Source organism: Cohnella hashimotonis (genome assembly GCF_030014955.1).
In the GTDB taxonomy this organism is placed as follows: Bacteria; Bacillota; Bacilli; order Paenibacillales; family Paenibacillaceae; genus Cohnella; species Cohnella hashimotonis.
In genome coordinates, this window is the sequence record NZ_JAGRPV010000001.1 from 3,458,848 (window position 1) to 3,475,314 (window position 16,467).

The window sequence follows — 16,467 nt, forward strand, 5'->3', positions numbered from 1 at the left end:
CCTATTCGTCTTTGCGTTCGCCGACCGGCATCATCATGCCGTCGGGCATTCCCATCATGCGCACGCCGCCGCTTTCTTCTCCCGTTTCCGCCAGATATACTTCCGTTCCAAACGCTGGCGACGCATAAGGCTGATGCGTGGCGCCGCGGGCCAGAATCTGCTTGCTGTTCCCGGCGTCCCCTTCAAACCCGTCGTGATCCCAGGGCACCCACGATCTCGCATTGCAATAATGGCATACGTAAGATCGGCGGAACCGGTCATCCGTCTTGTTCGGATACGATCGGTGGAACAGATGCGAATCGAAAAACAGAACGTCTCCCGGCTCCAGTACGACAGGTACAGGCGGCGGATACTGGGCCACCACGCGGGACAACGTATTCACAGCGTCGTCCAGATGGCTGACATGGTTTACTTTGTGCAGGTCCTTGAAGGCATCGACGGCATGGATGTTGCCGCCACCGACCTCTTCCGGCGGATAAACGGGCTCGTGATTCGAGCCGGGCACGACCCACAGACAGCCGTTATCCTCGTCCGCCCGCTCCAGCGCGAACCAAGCGCCGATCAGCGTGTCCGGATGCGTCTTGATGTAGCAAGCGTCCTGGTGCCAGCCTTGTCCGCCCTTGCCCGGCGGATTCAGGAACATCATCGATTGCAGCGCGTAAACGTCCGGACCGATCAGCGCTTCCACGACATCCAGCACGTGCGGATTCAGCATGCCCTGCTCGGCGGCGGCGTCGACCCGGGACAGCATGTGCACGCGCGTTGCTTGCGCAAACTCTTCTTTCAACGGATCCCGGCTGTTTTCCTGCACGGCCGCCTGCTGCTTTTTTTGCAATCGCGTTCGTTCGGCCAAGTCAAGCAAAGACTCGATGACTTCCTTCGCGAGCAAGCCCCGGACGATGAGAAAACCTTCGCGCCGGTAATGCTTGTATTGTTCGACGGTCACAAGATAGCGATCGTGGGCTCTCGATTTTGGCGTATAGTAGACCGGCATGCCTAGCACGCTCCCTTTACTGGATGGAATAGTATCAATGTAAAGGTTTTCTGCAGAGTCCACCATGCATCGGATTAGCATTTTCGTATCTGATATTGACAATCGTTATACGTGCGAATTTAACTGCCGCCAATAGAATAAAAAATCCAGCCATCTGTGTATCTCTTATTGATTATGCCAATAAAGCGCTTTATGATTGGCGTCGAGGTGATACCATGACGACCGGAATGCCCGATTTACCGTTCGACCGATTGTCCCAGGCCGTCGCAGGCTCGATTGTATATCCGCCCGGCAGCAAGTTCGGACCGCGCATTCAGCAGGACATTCAACTTGTCATGTTGTATACAGGCGAGATGACCGTAACCTTGTCGGGCCGACCGCTCCACGTTACCCCGGGGCACGTCGTACTGCTCAAGCCCGGCTTGGAGGAGACATTCGTTTTTTCGAAAACGGAAGATTCCTGGCATCGCTGGATCGCCGTGCATTTCGAGGATTTGCCCGATCAAGCCGTCGAAGCGTTGAATCGTCTGCCCGAATGCCTGCCGTTATCGGAAGAGATGAATCTGCTTCTGGATCTCATGATTCATCTTAATCGACAAGGCGAACCGACGGATGCCGACGTACGAAGCCTTGGCCTCGCCGCCCTTCATCTATACCCGCGCGAATCCGCGAAGACCGTGCTGCAGCGCGAGAAGCACCCGGCCGTATATGCGGCGCTGGCGATGATCCGTGAAAACTACGCCGAGGAAATGTCTTTGGCAGCGCTCGCGAACGCCGCCGGGTCGTCGCCCGAGCATCTCGTCAGACTTTTCAAGAAGCACGAGCGAACGTCCCCGATTCATTACTTATGGCAATATCGCGTCAATCGGGCCGTCGAATTGCTGACCCATACCGGCCTTACCGTATCGGAAATCGCGGTGCGCTGCGGCTTCAAAACCTCGCACCATATGGCCCGTCTTGTGAAGGAAACGACGGGACGCACCGCCAGTCAAATTCGCCGGGATTCCTGGGGCGGCGGATCGGGCGGCCCGTCGCAAGCTTAATGCCCGGCCATCATGGCCGGATCAGGCTTATCTCCGCCTGCAGCCCCTTCGTCCAGCTGCTTCGGCTTGCGAAGCAGGAGCGTCAGCGCGACGCCGCCGGTCACGATGCACGCGGACAAGAAAAACGTGTCCCCGTAACCTGCGACGACAGCAGAGAGCGGATTCGCGTCCGCACCCGCGCCGGCGGCGTGCGAAGCGATCTGCGACGTCAAATATCCCGTCAGTCCGGCCACCGCGAACGATACGACGACCTGCTGAGCGGCCGTCGTCAGCGGCGTGACGCGGCTTACAAGGCGCCGTGGCGCAGAATTCAGCACATGCGTATTGAGCGGCATCATCGAGAAGCCCATGCCGAGGCCGATGAAGCAAATGCACAGGATGATCTTCCAAAGCGGCGTATCCACCGTGATGCCGGACAATACGAACAGCGAGACGGAAATGACGGTCAATCCGGCAAAAGCGAGCGGACGTGCCCCGATCTTGTCGAACAGCCTGCCGCTGATCGGCATGCCGATGCCTGCGCACAGCGCCTGCGGCATCAGGATCCACCCGGTTTCGAGCGCGGAGTAGCGCATTACGCCCTGAAGATACAGCGGCACGATCAGCATCGCGCCGAACAGCGCAAGCTGCACGATCCACGTCAAGACGATGCTGCGCGTGAAGTCGGTTGACTTGAATACCTTCAACTCCAGCAGCGGCTGCTTTTGCCTCAATTCCACGAAAATAAAGACGATTAGCGCGATGCCGCCGACGCCGAGGCCCGTAATCGTAGAAGCCTGCGTCCAGCTTGTTCCGCCTTCGCTGACGCCGTAAGCCAGCATGGAAAAAGCGATCGGCGCGAGGCACATGCCTACGACGTCCAGATGCGGCGCCGCATGCCGGTCGGAGCGCGGCAAATATTTAGATGCGAGTATCAAGGCGATAATGCCGATCGGCAGGTTGATTATAAAAATATAATGCCAGCTCACCGAATCGACCAGCCAGCCGGACAGTACCGGACCGAAAGCCGGCGCCATCAGCATCGGGATGCCAAGCACGCCCATAATGGAGCCCCGGCGCTCCGGAGGCGCGATCTTGAATACCATGGCCATTCCGATCGGGGCGACCATGCCGCCGCCCAAGCCTTGAATGACGCGAAAAAGGATGAGCTGCTCCGGGGTCTGCGCAATGCCGCACAGCAGCGAACCGGCGGTAAAAAGCGCGATCGTCAGCATAAAAATTTGCTTGGAGCCGAACTTGTCGGTCATCCAGCCCGCCAGCGGAATAACGGCGGACAAAGCAAGCGTATAACCGGTGACCGTCCATTGAATCGTCTTCAGATCGGTATGGAAATAGTCGACGAGCTTCGGAATCGCATTGTTGACGACGGTGCTATCGAGAATAACCATGATCATTCCGACGATAATCGCCATCAGCGGCGGCAGTATAGCCTTAAGCGAGAAGGGGCGCTCGCCGTCCGCGATCGGGTTCTGTTGCGCTGAAGCTGACATAGATCCCTGCTTTCTGCTCAATGAGCGGGGTATTGGTGTTCGTAGACGCTAATATTGCCGCTTGACAAATCAAAGCTCCGATAATACAATTAAAGTGGAAGTAAAACCGAAAGCTTTTATATTTTGACTTGCCTGTAGCGCTAGTGATTGTATCACGGCGTTATTTTTCGTGCAATCGTTTTTTTAAAATATCCATCAGCAATCGCTCGTCACCTGGCCGCTCATGCCTTGTGAAGAGCGATTTTTTATCGTTACGCCGCTAAAATGTCTTCACGTAAACCAGCAGATTTGTTAAAATGAATCAGAAATGAGTAATTACTCACTCGCTGGGAGTGGATCAAAATGAATATGGCCAACCCGTCAGAAAGCGACGAAAAATGTCCTGCGTTGGGGCAAAACGACACAATCGCGCTCGAAGGCGTTTCTCGCAGCTTCGGCGACCGTACGATTTTAAAGGAGGTCTCTCTGCGCATCCGCCGCGGCGAGCTGTTCGGTCTGCTCGGTCCCTCCGGTTCCGGCAAGACGACGCTGATCAAGCTTATTACCGGCATCGACGCTGCGGACGACGGACAGATCAGGGTGCTGGGCTACACGGTCCCCTCCCTGCCGCTGCTCGGCAAGATCGGCTACATGGCGCAGTCCGACGCTTTATACGGCGAGCTTACCGCCAAGGAAAATCTGGCGTTTTTCGGCGCGATGTTCGAGCTTCGCGGCGTTCGTCTGACGGAGCGGATCGGCGAGGTGCTCTCGATCGTCGGGCTCGCGGAGGACGCCGGCAAGCTCGTCTCCCGGTTTTCCGGCGGCATGAAGCGCCGTCTATCCTTGGCCGTGACGCTGCTCCACCAGCCCGAGCTGCTCATTCTAGACGAGCCGACCGTCGGCATCGATCCGACGCTGCGCGTGTCGATCTGGGCGTCGCTGCTCGCCCTGCGCGAGCGCGGCACGACGATTCTGCTCACGACGCATGTCATGGACGAAGCCGAGCGCTGCGACAGGATCGGTCTGATCCGTGACGGATCGCTGACCGCCGTCGGCAGCCCGGCCGACCTCAAGGCGCGTACCGGCGCCGCGACGATCGAAGAAGCCTTTATCCGCCTGGGAGGCGAACGCTCATGAGATCCAGAGCCTTAACCGTACGCATCGTCAGACAATTCATGCGCGACAAGCGGACGCTGGCGCTGCTGTTCGTCGCGCCGCTCTTTATCATGACGCTGGTCTACTGTATCTTCGGCGGCGCCGGCAGCGCGCCCAAGATCGGAACTGCCGGCTTGCCCGATACGGTCGCAGGCGCCTTGGGCGCATCTTCAGCGAGCATTGTTCCCTATGATTCCGAGGCCGACGCCAGGTCCGATCTGGACGATCGCAAGCTGGATGCCGTGCTGACGATAAAGGAAGGTAAGCCGACCCTGCTCCTTGAGGGCAGCGATCCTTCGCGCAGCCGGGCCGTGCTGCTTGCCATATCGGCGATGGAGCGATCGACGGCGTCAGCCGCGATCACTCCCGAGGTCGCCTACCTCCACGGCAAGCCGGGGATGTCCTCCTTTGACGCCTTCGGCCCGGTCATGATCGGCTTTTTCTCCTTTTTCTTCGTTTTTCTGCTTGCGGGCGTCGCTTTTTTACGGGAGCGTACGATCGGCACGATGGAACGGCTCCTGGCGACGCCGATCCGCCGGCACGAGGTCGTGCTCGGATACTTGGGCGGCTTTGGCCTGTTCGCGATATTGCAGTCGGTGCTCGTCGCTTGCTTCGCGATCTACGCGCTCGGCATGATAATGACCGGCTCGATCTGGCTGATCCTGCTCGTCAACCTGCTGCTGACGCTCACGGCGCTCACGCTTGGCACGCTGCTCTCCGCATTCGCGGGCTCCGAATTTCAGATCATTCAATTCGTGCCCGTCGTGATCGTGCCGCAGGCTTTCTTTTCCGGGCTATTTCCGCTGGACGGCATGTCGCCATGGCTGCATAAGCTGACTTACCTCATGCCGCTCTACTACGGCGGAGACGCGCTTAGAGACATCATGATCAGAGGCGAAGGCATCGGCGGTATCGCGATCGATGTCGCCGTGCTGCTGGGCTTCTCCTTGCTCTTCGCGGCGCTGAACGTCGTTGCGCTCAAGAAGCAGCGCGCCATTTAGCGCGACCGCGCTGCGTATGGTACGATAGTCGGGACAGGGCGCCGTCCGGTGCGGCGCTTCACGGCTTCAAGACAAAAAAAGGAGCGACAGCTTGATGATCGCGAATGACGAATCGATGGAGCCCTGGATGAAGGAGCTGCTGCAGGAGGGTTCTTCCGGCGATAGCCAGCCGGTGAAAACGGAGAAGCAGGCCCGCATTTTGGCCGCCGCGATCGAGGTGTTCGCCGCCAAAGGCTACGCCGGGTCCTCCACGAGCGAGATCGCGCAGCGGGCGGGCGTCGCGGAAGGGACGATATTCAGGCATTACCGGACCAAAAAAGATTTGCTGGTGTCCATCGTCACGCCTGCCATGATGCGGATGATGGCGCCGTTCGTCATCCGCGGCTTCGGCGACGTACTGGATGCCGAGCACGACAGCTTCGAGCAGTTCGTCCGCCGCATGATCGACAACCGCATCGAGTTCGTAAGCCGCAACAAGCGCTTGTTTCGCATCGTCGCCCAGGAGCTTCCTTTCCATCCCGAGATGCGCGAGCAGTTCAAGTCGATCATCCTGACGCAGGTGCTGGCGCGCATGACCGTCGTGGTCGAGAACTTCCAGCGGGCGGGCAAGATCGCCTCTATGCCCCCGCATACGGTCGCGCGTCTGACGGCTTCGACGCTGATCGGTTACGTGCTGCCCCGGATGCTCGTAGCCGGCGAGGCCGCTTGGGACGACGAGGCGGAGCGCGAAGCGACCGTTTCCTTTTTAGTCAAGGGCCTGTCTCCGTAGTTTAGGCTTCGGTCGGCACGGGTATCGTTTACTTTGCGGTCCTATCCACATTTTGACGGAAAGAAGGGAATCAGTTTGATCGTTACTTTTCTCGGACATGCCTGCGTGAAGCTCGAGCATAACGGGCGCTCGCTCATCATCGACCCTTATCTCACCGGCAACCCGCTTGCTTCCGCGTCGGAGGCCGACATTCAGGCGGACCACATTCTGCTCACCCACGGGCACGGCGATCACGTCGGCGACACGGTTGCCATCGCGAAGCGCACGGGCGCCCAGGTCGTAGGAACGCCGGAACTGGCGACCTTCCTCGGCTGGCAGGGCGTTAGCAACACCGTCGGCATGAACATCGGAGGCACCTACGATCTCGGTTACGCAAAGGTCAAGATGGTGCAAGCCTTCCACAGCTCCGGCTATACGCTGACGGACGAGCAGCGCATCGTCTACCTCGGGATGCCGACTGGCCTTATCGTCACTTGGGACGGGCTGACCATATTGCATGCCGGCGATACGGGACTGTTCGGCGATATGAAAATGATCGGCGAGCGCCACGACATCGATCTGGCATTTATTCCGATCGGCGACCATTTCACGATGGGCCCGGAGGACGCGCTGACCGCGGCGGAGTGGCTGAAGCCCAAGCAAGTCGTCCCCGTTCACTTCGACACCTTCCCGCCTATCCGCCAGGACGCCGACGCCTACGCGCGAGCGCTTGAACAGAAGGGCATCAAAGGCACCGTGCTGAAGCCTGGAGATCGTCTGGAACTTTAAGCCTGCTTAATAACAAAAATAGACCCGAGCTGCGGCGCGCTTCGCGCCGCAGCTCGGGTCTATTTCTTTTTCGGCGGACAATCGCTCAGGCATAGAACAGGTAGTAGACGGCCACGCCGATGCCGATGCCCCAGATCGCGCCTGCGAACACCTCGATCGGCCGGTGGCCGAGCAGCTCCTTCAGCTCCTTGACCGGGTGCAGCTCGCCATGCAAATCGGGCATTTTGCGCAAAAACCGATTCAGCACGGACGCCTGAAGCCCGGCATGCCGCCTGACGCCTGCCGCGTCGAACATAATGATCATGCCGACAACGGCCGCGACGGCGAAGGCGGGCGAATCGAGTCCGTCCTCGATGCCGAGCGCGGTCGCAAGCCCTGCCATGGCGGCGGAATGCGAGCTGGGCATGCCGCCGGTGCTGAAGGCCATGCCGGTCTGCCATGAGCGCCTTCCGACGAACTGGATCGGCGCCTTGACGGCCTGCGCCGACAGAATGGAGACGATCGCGGCGATGAGCGGAAAATTGGCGAGTAAGGACATAACGGCGGTCTCCCTTCTCTCGAGTGAGCGCTACCGATCCTGCGGAGGCAGCCAATAGAGCTATTATAGCTTATTACACCCTAGAGGGGACAACCGATTCGCCTTCGGTCAGCGGGACCTAGATTTAACCTTTTTTACGAGCGCGGGCAGATGCTTCATCGTGCGGAGCATATCGCCCTTGCACATCGGGCATTTCTGTTCTTCGGTCGCGAATTCCTCTCGCACCCATGCTTTGCAGTCGGGACTCTTGCATTTCCAAATCTTCGTCAAAAACAGCTTGCCGCCTTCATCTTGCGATGTCAATCTCGGGTGCCTTCCTTTCAAAAACCGGTTTAAAGTCAACTGACCTAATATAGGCCGTTCTGCCGCCGGAGTCAAGTTCCTGTCGCCGAAGTTCCGCCCGACAACCCCTGCGCGGCGCCGGCGCCGAATTGGCTCTCGAACATGCGATAGTACGCGCCTCCATGCGCAAGCAGCTCCTCGTGCGTCCCCCGTTCGGCGATGCCGCCGTCCGCGATGACCAGGATCTGGTCGGCACCGCGGATCGTGTTAAGCCTGTGGGCGATGACGAAGCTCGTACGTCCCTTCATGACGGTGAGCAGCGCCTTTTGAATCTGGAGCTCCGTCCGGGTGTCTACGCTGCTGGTCGCTTCGTCCAGGATCAGGATCGAAGGACGGGCCAGCATCACGCGGGCGATCGCCAGCAGCTGTTTCTGTCCCTGGCTCAGGCTGCCGCCGTTTTCGGACAGCTGTGTGTCATAGCGTCCGGGCAGGCGTTTGATAAATGCATCCGCGCCGACGAGTTTGGCCGACTCAATCATCTCCTCGTCGCTCGCGCCGGGATTGCCGTATTTGATATTGTCGCGGATCGTCCCCGAAAACAGGTACGTGTCCTGAAGTACGACCCCGAAGGCGCTCCGAAGACTGCTCCGCGTATAGTCGCGAATATCGCGGCCGCCAATGCGGATCGCGCCTTCGGTAACGTCGTAGAACCTGTTGAGCAGCTGCACGATCGTCGTCTTGCCGGCGCCCGTCGGGCCGACGAGCGCGACGCTGGTGCCGGACTGCGCTTCGAAGCTTACTCCGTTCAGAATCGGGCGCGCCGGATTGTAGCCGAACGATACGTCCTCGAAGACGACGTCCAGCGATCCCGGCGCAAGCTCTGCCGCGTCCGGACGATCCCCGGCCTCCTCCCGCTCGTCGAGCACCTCGAATACGCGTTCTGCGCCGGCAACGCCGGATTGAAGCACGTTGTATACATTCGCAATATCGTTCAGCGGTCTGGCGAACTGCCGCGAGTAGCTTAAAAAGCTGGCGATGACGCCGACCGAAATGTGGCCTTTGACGGCGAGCACGCTGCCGACGACGGCGACCGTCGCGAAACCGATATTGTTGATGACGCTGAGAAGCGGCATCAATAGACCCGACCAGATCTGGGCCCGGATGCCGATCTCGCTCAAGCTGCGATTGACTTCGTCGAACTCGGCGACCGATCGGCTTTCTCTGCCGAACGCCTTGACGAGCGACAGGCCGGTGACGCTCTCTTCGATCTGTCCGTTGAGCCTGCCGAGATAAGCCTGCTGTTCTTTGAACAGCCTGCCCGTTCTTCGGGTAACCACGCGGGCCAGCAAATAAACGAGCGGCGCGGTCACGAGGCCGGCCAGCGTAAGCAGCGGGCTGAGCACGAGCATCATAACGAGCGAGCCGACGATGGCGACCGCGCCCGCCATCAGCTGCACGACCGTCTGCGACAGGCTCGTGCTCACGTTGTCGATGTCGTTGGACAGCCGGCTCATGATCTCGCCGTGCCTGCGCGTGTCGAAGTACGACAGGGGCAGCCCATGCAGCTTGGCGAAAAGTCCGCTCCGAAGCCGGCTCACGGCGCGTTGGGAGACGCCGGCCATAAGCCAGCTCTGGACAAAGGTGAGCGAAGCGTCCATCGCGTACGCTGCTGCCATGAGCGCGAACAGGACATGGAGGGCGCCGAAATCGACGCTTCCAGGGCCGTGCATCGCGTCAATGGCGCGGCCGATCAAGTAGGGGCCAAGGAGCGCCGCACCGGCGCTTGCGAGCGTGAACAGGAAAACGATCGCGAGCAGCCTGCGCTCTGTCCGAAGATACGAGAGCAAGCGGCGTACGGTCTGGCCGAACGCCTTCGGCTTCTGGACGGGTCCTCTGCCGCGGGGTCCGGCGCCTGCGCCGGTACCGCCCGGACCGCCGGGGCCGCGAATCGGCGCGGCAGGCGCCGCGGGCCGTTCGTTCAATCGGTCAGATGCCCGAGACATATGGAATCGCCCCCTCTCCGAATTGCGAACGGCAAATATCGCGATATACCGCGCAGCCCTGCAGCAGCTCTTCATGCGTGCCGAGTCCGACCAGCTCGCCGTCGTCGAGCACGGCGATCCGGTCGGCATCGATAACCGAGGAGATGCGCTGCGCGATCAGCAGGCAGGTCGGCTTCGAGCCAAAGTCTTTGAGCGCCGACTTGACCTTGCCCTCCGTGACGGCGTCGAGCGCGCTCGTACAGTCGTCCAGAATCAGAATCCGGGGATGACGGATCAAGGCGCGGGCAATGGAAAGCCGCTGCTTCTGTCCGCCGGACAGATTGACGCCGCCCTGGCCGAGCATCGCATCGTAGCCGCCCGGAAGCGCCATGATGAATTCGTGCGCGCTGGCCGCCTTCGCCGCCGCTTCAAGATCCGACTGCGCAGCGGAATCGTCGCCCCAGCGCAGGTTGTCGGCGACCGTACCGGTGAAAAGTACGGTTCGCTGCGGCACGACAGCCACCATTTCGCGGAGGTATGAAACGTCCAGCAGCCGGTGGTCGATGCCGCCGATGCGTACGATGCCATCCGTCTGATCGTAAAGTCGCGGTACAAGCTGCACGAGCGTGCTCTTGCCGGCGCCTGTCGATCCGACGATCGCAAGCGTCTCGCCGGGTTCGCAGGCCAGCGTCACGCCTCGGAGCGCACGATCGCCGTCCGCCCCCTCGTACGAAAATCCGACATTTTCGAAGGAAACGCCTGCCCCTGCCGGAGCGGGTCGGGATGAAAATGGCGCATGAAAGCCAGCGCTGTCGATACCGGCCGTCCCTCCGGCGTCGCCGCGCCCGGGAGCGGACTCCCCTTCCGGCAGCGCAAGCACCTCCGTGATGCGTCCCGAGGAAGCCCGTGCACGGATGAACATATTGAACACCCATGAGATCGTCATCAGCGAAAAGAGGATCTGTGTCATATAGTTGACGAACGCGATAATATTGCCGATCTGCATCCCGCCCTCGTTCACCCGGATCCCGCCGAGCCATACGATGGCGACGACGCCCAGGTTCACGACGAGCGCGATCGCGGGACCGAAGCCCGACATCGCGCGGAGCGTCGTCGTCGAGCGCGACTGATATTCGCCGTTGATCGCTTCGAATTTATTCGATTCATATGCGGACCGGTTAAACGCCTTGACCGAACGGACACCCGACAAATATTCGCGCATCGCGCCGTTCAGCCGGTCGAGCGCCGCCTGAACTTTAAGAAATAACGGGAATCCGACCCGCATGTTCAAAATGATGAGCAAAATGACGAGCGGCACAACGACGACGAGTACGAGCGACAGCTGCGGATTCAACCGAACAGCCATGAAGAGCCCCCCGATGCAAAGGATCGGCGCCTTCGCGAATATTCGCATCATGCCGTTGGCGAAGTTCTGCACCTGCGTGACGTCGTTCGTAAGTCTGGTCACGAGCGACGCCCGGTCGAAGCGGTCCGCGTCGCGGAGGGTCAAATACTGAACGCGGCGGAACAAATCCCCGCGCAGATCCGCTCCGAAGCGCTGGGACACCCGGCTCGAGACGACATTGCGTCCGAGCGCGGAGAATGCGCCTGCGGCCGTGATCGCCAGCATCCAGCCGCCGTACTGCGCCACGACATGCAGCTCGCGCGTCAGTACGCCCCGGTCGATCATATGGGACATCAGCGTCGGCAGCAGCAGATCGCATACGCCTTCAAGCGCGACGAGCGCCAGGGACAGCGTAAAGAGAAGGCCGTATTTCGACATGTATTTGCGCAAATAGTGCAACTCGCTTGCCTCCTCCGCCCGTCTACTGGCCGGCCGAGCGCCAAATGATGAGCTTCAGCTCGGTGAGCTCCTCGATCGCGTACCGGACGCCCTCGCGGCCCAATCCGCTCTGCTTGACGCCGCCGTAAGGCATATGATCGAGCCGGAACGTCGGGATGTCGTTCACGAGCACCGTGCCGGCGACGAGGGAATCCATCGCATACATCGCCGTATCGATCCGGTTCGTATAGATGCCAACCTGCAGACCGAAGTCCGAATCGTTCGCGCGGCTTACCGCCTCCGCTATCGACCCGACCTTGTTCACCATTACGACGGGCGCAAACGCTTCGCGACGCGACAGCTCGGCATCGTCGGGCACGTCCGTCAGCACCGCAGGCGGCAGTATGGCGCCTTGCGGCGCGCCGCCGGCTAATAGCATGGCCCCGCGGCTCACGGCGTCGTCGATCCAGTCCGCGGCGCGCTTCGCCTCGCGAGGCGCGATCATCGCCGAGAGATCCGTCTTCGGATCGAGCGGGTCGCCGACGACGAGCCGCGAGGCCGCGTCCGCTATGCGAGCGGCGAGCTCGCTTGCGACCGACGACATCGCGTATATCCGCTGCAAGGAGATGCATACCTGTCCTTGATAGCCGAATGCGCCTTCCGCACAGCGGCGGGCGACGGCTTCGAGATCCGCGTCGTCGTCGACGATGACGGCGCTGTTCGAGCCGAGCTCGAGCGTCACGCGCTTAAGGCCGGCCTGCGCGCGGATGGATTCGCCGACGGCAGCGCTGCCCGTGAACGATACGGCGCCTATGCGACGGTCCGCTACGATTTGCTCGCCGACGCGCTTGCCGTCGCCCGTCACGACGTTCAGCGCCCCGCCGGGAAGCCCCGCTTCATGAAGCAGCCGCGCGACAAAAAAAGCCGACAGCGGCGTCTGCGGCGCAGGCTTAAGCACGACCGCATTACCTGCGGCCAATGCGGGTCCGACCTTGTGAGCGACCAGGTTCATCGGAAAATTAAAGGGCGTTATCGCGCCGACGACGCCGATCGGCTCCCGTCTCGTGTAGGCGATGCGCCCTTCGCCTCCCTGCGCCGCATCCATCGGGACCGTCTCGCCATGAAGCCGCTTGGCCTCCTCGGCCGCGAACTTGTAGGTCGCCGCCGTGCGGTCGATCTCCGCATAGGCGGCTTTGAGCGGCTTCGCCGCTTCGCGCGCGACGATGCGCGCCGCCTCTTCCCTGCGTTCGGTCAACAGATCCGACAGCCGCTCCAAAATCGCCGACCGCCGGTAGCCGGGCATCTCCCGCATCGTCTTCGCGGCATCGGCCGCGGACGCGATCGCCCGGTCCACGTCCCCGGGCGCCGCATCGGCGATCTCCGCGAGCTCCTCGCCGCCGTAAGGAGCCGTTAATTTCACGTACGACTTCGTCTCGCACTCGGCGCCGCCGATCCATAGATGCTTGCGTACGATCATCTTGCATCGCTCCTTCATAAAAAGTATGTTAAACAACCATACTTCCAAGAATAGCACTTGCAGCGACGCGGTTCAAAAACACTAAACGGAAGATCGGCGCGAAGCCATCTTCATCCAATCTTCATGCTCGGAGATATGCTGATATGTTAAGATGATTTTAGAACTTAGATTAAGTCTAAATACAAATATGTGGAGGGATTCCAAATGACTGTAACCAAACAAATCGAACAACTGAGCGTCGTACTGAACCGCCAGGTTGCCAACTGGACGGTGCTGTACACAAAGCTTCACCACTTCCATTGGTACGTCAAAGGGAGCGAGTTTTTCACTTTGCATGCGAAATTCGAAACGTTGTACACGGAAGCTGCAGCGCGTATGGATGAGATCGCCGAACGGCTGCTCGCCATCGGCGGCAGCCCGGTCTCGACGCTGAAGGAAAGCCTGTCGCTCGCGACCGTAGGCGAAGCGGCCGGCGGCGAATCCGCCGCACAGATGGTCGAAGCGGTCATCGCCGATTATACGAAGCTCGTGCAAGAGCTGGCCGCCGGTATCGATTCGGCGCAAGCGGCCGGCGACGAAGCTACGGCCGACTTGTTAATCGGTCAGACGGCAGACCTGCAGAAGACGATCTGGATGCTGAACGCCTTTTTGGGCAAATAAACGTTCCATAAAAAAGCGCAAAACAAACGGGAAAAAAGCGCAAAACAAACGGGATGACGCGGCAATTCTCCGCTTCATCCCGTTTGCCTGATTTCAACCGCTTAACTTGCTTCCGAGCAGGTCCGCAACCAGCTTAGCGTAGGCCTGCGAGCCGGTTTTCCCCAGATGCACGCCATCCTTGCCGAAATACTCGTCGTGATCCGCGCTTGCGCCGTACCAGTCGCCGATCGATACATTCGGATAATCGGAAGCGATATCGTTCAGCATGTCGTTGACTGTATCCTGCCATTTGCGCGGTACGCGGGTATTCATCAGGATCACTTCGTCCTCTTCGGCAAGCGCGTCGAGCAGCTTCGTCAGCTGCTTTTTCGTAAACGAGCCGTTCGTGCCCAGCTCGACGACAATTCGGCTGCCGAGCAGGCCTTGGCTCTTGAGCGCTGCGATTCGGTCCGGCGCCTCGCGCATCTGCCTGCCGACCTCGCCGTCGACGACGATGCCGGGCAGTTGCTGCTCCAGGTACGGCTTCACGTTCAGCATGACAGAGTCGCCGATAACGGTAATGCCTTCCCCGCTGCGCTTTCCTACCTCGCCTTCGCTTCCGGTACCGGCATTGGCTCCGGCATCTGCCGACTGTTGCGGAGCAGGCGAATCGGAAGGCTTCGGCGAAGGCGACGGCGAGTGCCCGGGCTTCGCGGACGGCTTCCCTCCTGCCGGCGGCTTGGGTGTCGGCGTAGAAGTCGGCTTCGCCGTCGGCTCGGCCGTGTCGGCGTGACCTTGCGCGGGACGCACGTCGGCGTCCCCTCTCCCGCCGCCGCCAGCGGCAGCTTCTGCGCTGCCGGATGGCTTGCCGGCGCCGGCGTGGATGCCGGCGTCGACGATTATGCCGGCCGCGCCTTCCGATGCGGCGGCTGTGCCGCCCTGACCGAGCGGGTGCGCATCGCCTGTGCAGGATACGCACAGGAGAATCAGAGCCGCGACGGACAGGCCTGCGGCCGGACGGCTTGGCGCGGACGAACCTCGCGGCGTCAAGCCGCGTGATAGGCTAGCCGCGACAGCGAGCGCGCCTTCTCTCACTGCGGCGAGACCGCGGCGGCGAATCGGGTTCTCGACGAATCGGTAAGACAGCGCCGCGAGAATAACGCTGACGGCAAGCTGCAGCGCTATGCGCAGCGGCTCCGGTCCGTCGGTGTTCACCTGCTTTTCGGACAAAACGATGACCGGATAATGCCAAAGGTAAATGCCGTAAGAACGCTTCCCGATCCAGCGCATCGGACCGCAGCCCAGCCAGGCGCCGAAACGGCTGTCGGGATGAGCGAGCACGGCGACGAGCGCGGCTGCGCACAGCGACAGCAGAACCAAGCCGCCCCGATAGAGGAAAGAATCGTATTCGCTCGTGCAGCGTATCATGAGCAGAACGGCCGCAAGCGCGGCGATGCCGATGGCATCGAGGCCGGCGCGAGAGCGACGCGACAGTCCCGTAGACAGTCTGCCGCTGGGCCAGACGAGCGCCAGCGCAGCGCCCAGCAGCAGTCCGAACGCACGCGTGTCGGTGCCGTAATATATACGGCTAGGATCTTCGCCCGGCACATAAAGGACGGCCATCAACACCGCAGAGACAACTGCCGCTGCCGTAATCGCCAGAGCCGTCCTGCCCCGGCGTCCGAGCAGCATGGCCGCCGCAGGCAGCAGCAGCGGCCAGAGCAGATAAAATTGCTCTTCGACCGCGAGCGACCACAAGTGCCCGAACGGCGAAGGCGGACCGAAGCTCTCGAAGTAAGAGACATGATGAAAAATTAAGTACCAGTTGCTTGTATAAGTGACGGCCGACCACACGTCGCCTGCCAGCGACGGCAGCCGGTCACGGTCGAATAACAGTAAATATAGCAGTACGGCGGCCATGACGAGCAGCATGGCGGGCAGCAATCTCCTGGCGCGTCGCAGCCAGAACCCCTTCAGGTTAAGACGCCCTTCCCGATTAAGCTCGGAGGCGATCTGATCCGTTATGAGGTAACCGGACAACACAAAGAACACGCCTACGCCCAATAGGCCTCCCGAGGCCCAGTCGAAGTCCAGATGATAGGCGATGACCGCGATGACCGCGATCGCTCTCAGCCCATCCAGACCCGGCATGTAGCGGGATGGTGCGGATTTAGTTGTATGCATGCTTAGCGGACTCCTTTGGCAGCTCTTGACACTTGCTACTTTCCATCTCGATTCAACTTCAGTTAAATATCTCTGTCGTAAGTTAAAGCCCCGGTGACGGGAATATTGCCGGTGCCGGCGATAAATCTGCCGGTCGATGCCTGATCATGCGGCGTTCTAGCGGTCACTTGCGTGTCAAGGACTAGCGCTGCGTTCGGTCTAACATCCGACTATGCGACTGCTCCGGCATCCCTCCCTCGTCCCGCGAATCGGACAATTTTCTTTCGTTTTTGACATTCAAACATTAGACGGCGTATCCTTGTCCTTTGTTCAAGGAAAAACAAGTTTTTTTAATGTTTTTTGTATACTAAAAAGGCCTCCCTTCCGTCGGTTCCGGTAGGTGA

The 16,467-nt window shown here is 60.4% G+C and carries 14 protein-coding genes; 6 read left to right on the plus strand and 8 right to left on the minus strand.

Translation table 11 applies throughout. The features are described from left to right. Nucleotide 1: 1 nt before the first annotated feature. Entirely contained in the window at nucleotides 2–994 is a 993-nt protein-coding gene (locus tag KB449_RS13860; RefSeq protein ID WP_282908949.1) for a phytanoyl-CoA dioxygenase family protein, read from the minus strand. Nucleotides 995–1,209: 215 nt separating this feature from the next. Here KB449_RS13860 and KB449_RS13865 point away from each other — a divergent pair, with 215 nt between their 5' ends. Then, on the plus strand, nucleotides 1,210–2,037 hold the full coding sequence (locus tag KB449_RS13865; protein WP_282908950.1) for an AraC family transcriptional regulator: 828 nt from the start codon (nucleotides 1,210–1,212) through the stop codon (nucleotides 2,035–2,037). On the opposite strand, the gene KB449_RS13870 is transcribed toward KB449_RS13865, so the two are convergent. Next, nucleotides 2,034–3,527 carry an MDR family MFS transporter gene (locus KB449_RS13870; RefSeq protein ID WP_282908951.1) on the minus strand — a complete coding sequence of 498 codons (1,494 nt, stop codon included), beginning with the start codon at nucleotides 3,525–3,527 and terminating at the stop codon, nucleotides 2,034–2,036. The two genes, KB449_RS13865 and KB449_RS13870, sit on opposite strands and share 4 nt — an antisense overlap. A gap of 348 nt (nucleotides 3,528–3,875) precedes the next feature. Between KB449_RS13870 and KB449_RS13875 the strand changes: the two genes are divergently transcribed. The 4 genes from KB449_RS13875 (at nucleotide 3,876) to KB449_RS13890 (ending at nucleotide 7,199) form a co-directional block, all read left to right on the plus strand. Then, nucleotides 3,876–4,643, plus strand: coding sequence for an ABC transporter ATP-binding protein (locus tag KB449_RS13875; protein WP_282912810.1), 768 nt, complete (start codon nucleotides 3,876–3,878; stop codon nucleotides 4,641–4,643). Further along, a complete protein-coding gene (locus tag KB449_RS13880) occupies nucleotides 4,640–5,662 on the plus strand; it encodes an ABC transporter permease (RefSeq protein WP_282908952.1) in 1,023 nt (340 codons plus the stop codon). Before KB449_RS13875 ends, KB449_RS13880 begins: the two co-directional genes overlap by 4 nt. A gap of 94 nt (nucleotides 5,663–5,756) precedes the next feature. Beyond that, nucleotides 5,757–6,431 carry a TetR/AcrR family transcriptional regulator gene (locus tag KB449_RS13885; RefSeq protein WP_282908953.1) on the plus strand — a complete coding sequence of 225 codons (675 nt, stop codon included), beginning with the start codon at nucleotides 5,757–5,759 and terminating at the stop codon, nucleotides 6,429–6,431. Between the two features lie 75 nt (nucleotides 6,432–6,506). Beyond that, entirely contained in the window at nucleotides 6,507–7,199 is a 693-nt protein-coding gene (locus KB449_RS13890) for a metal-dependent hydrolase (RefSeq protein WP_282908954.1), read from the plus strand. Between the two features lie 85 nt (nucleotides 7,200–7,284). On the opposite strand, the gene KB449_RS13895 is transcribed toward KB449_RS13890, so the two are convergent. From KB449_RS13895 to KB449_RS13915, 5 genes are all read right to left on the minus strand, one after another. Beyond that, nucleotides 7,285–7,737 carry a divergent PAP2 family protein gene (locus KB449_RS13895; RefSeq protein WP_282908955.1) on the minus strand — a complete coding sequence of 151 codons (453 nt, stop codon included), beginning with the start codon at nucleotides 7,735–7,737 and terminating at the stop codon, nucleotides 7,285–7,287. 108 nt (nucleotides 7,738–7,845) lie between these two features. Continuing rightward, nucleotides 7,846–8,115, minus strand: coding sequence for a cold-inducible protein YdjO-related protein (locus KB449_RS13900; RefSeq protein WP_434082503.1), 270 nt, complete (start codon nucleotides 8,113–8,115; stop codon nucleotides 7,846–7,848). Next, nucleotides 8,112–10,022: an ABC transporter ATP-binding protein gene (locus tag KB449_RS13905; protein WP_282908957.1), complete on the minus strand. Its 1,911-nt coding sequence runs from the start codon at nucleotides 10,020–10,022 to the stop codon at nucleotides 8,112–8,114. The genes KB449_RS13900 and KB449_RS13905 overlap by 4 nt, the downstream gene beginning before the upstream one ends. Further along, nucleotides 10,006–11,805 carry an ABC transporter ATP-binding protein gene (locus tag KB449_RS13910; protein WP_282908958.1) on the minus strand — a complete coding sequence of 600 codons (1,800 nt, stop codon included), beginning with the start codon at nucleotides 11,803–11,805 and terminating at the stop codon, nucleotides 10,006–10,008. Before KB449_RS13910 ends, KB449_RS13905 begins: the two co-directional genes overlap by 17 nt. A 22-nt stretch (nucleotides 11,806–11,827) precedes the next feature. Further along, a complete protein-coding gene (locus tag KB449_RS13915; RefSeq protein WP_282908959.1) occupies nucleotides 11,828–13,261 on the minus strand; it encodes an aldehyde dehydrogenase family protein in 1,434 nt (477 codons plus the stop codon). A 204-nt stretch (nucleotides 13,262–13,465) separates the two neighbouring features. On the opposite strand from KB449_RS13915, the gene KB449_RS13920 reads away from it, so the two are divergent. Further along, the gene (locus tag KB449_RS13920) at nucleotides 13,466–13,921 is read left to right on the plus strand and encodes a Dps family protein (protein ID WP_282908960.1); all 456 of its coding nucleotides are present in this window, start codon (nucleotides 13,466–13,468) and stop codon (nucleotides 13,919–13,921) included. Nucleotides 13,922–14,014: 93 nt separating this feature from the next. On the opposite strand, the gene KB449_RS13925 is transcribed toward KB449_RS13920, so the two are convergent. After that, the gene (locus KB449_RS13925; protein ID WP_282908961.1) at nucleotides 14,015–16,084 is read right to left on the minus strand and encodes an acyltransferase family protein; all 2,070 of its coding nucleotides are present in this window, start codon (nucleotides 16,082–16,084) and stop codon (nucleotides 14,015–14,017) included. Nucleotides 16,085–16,467: the final 383 nt, after the last annotated feature.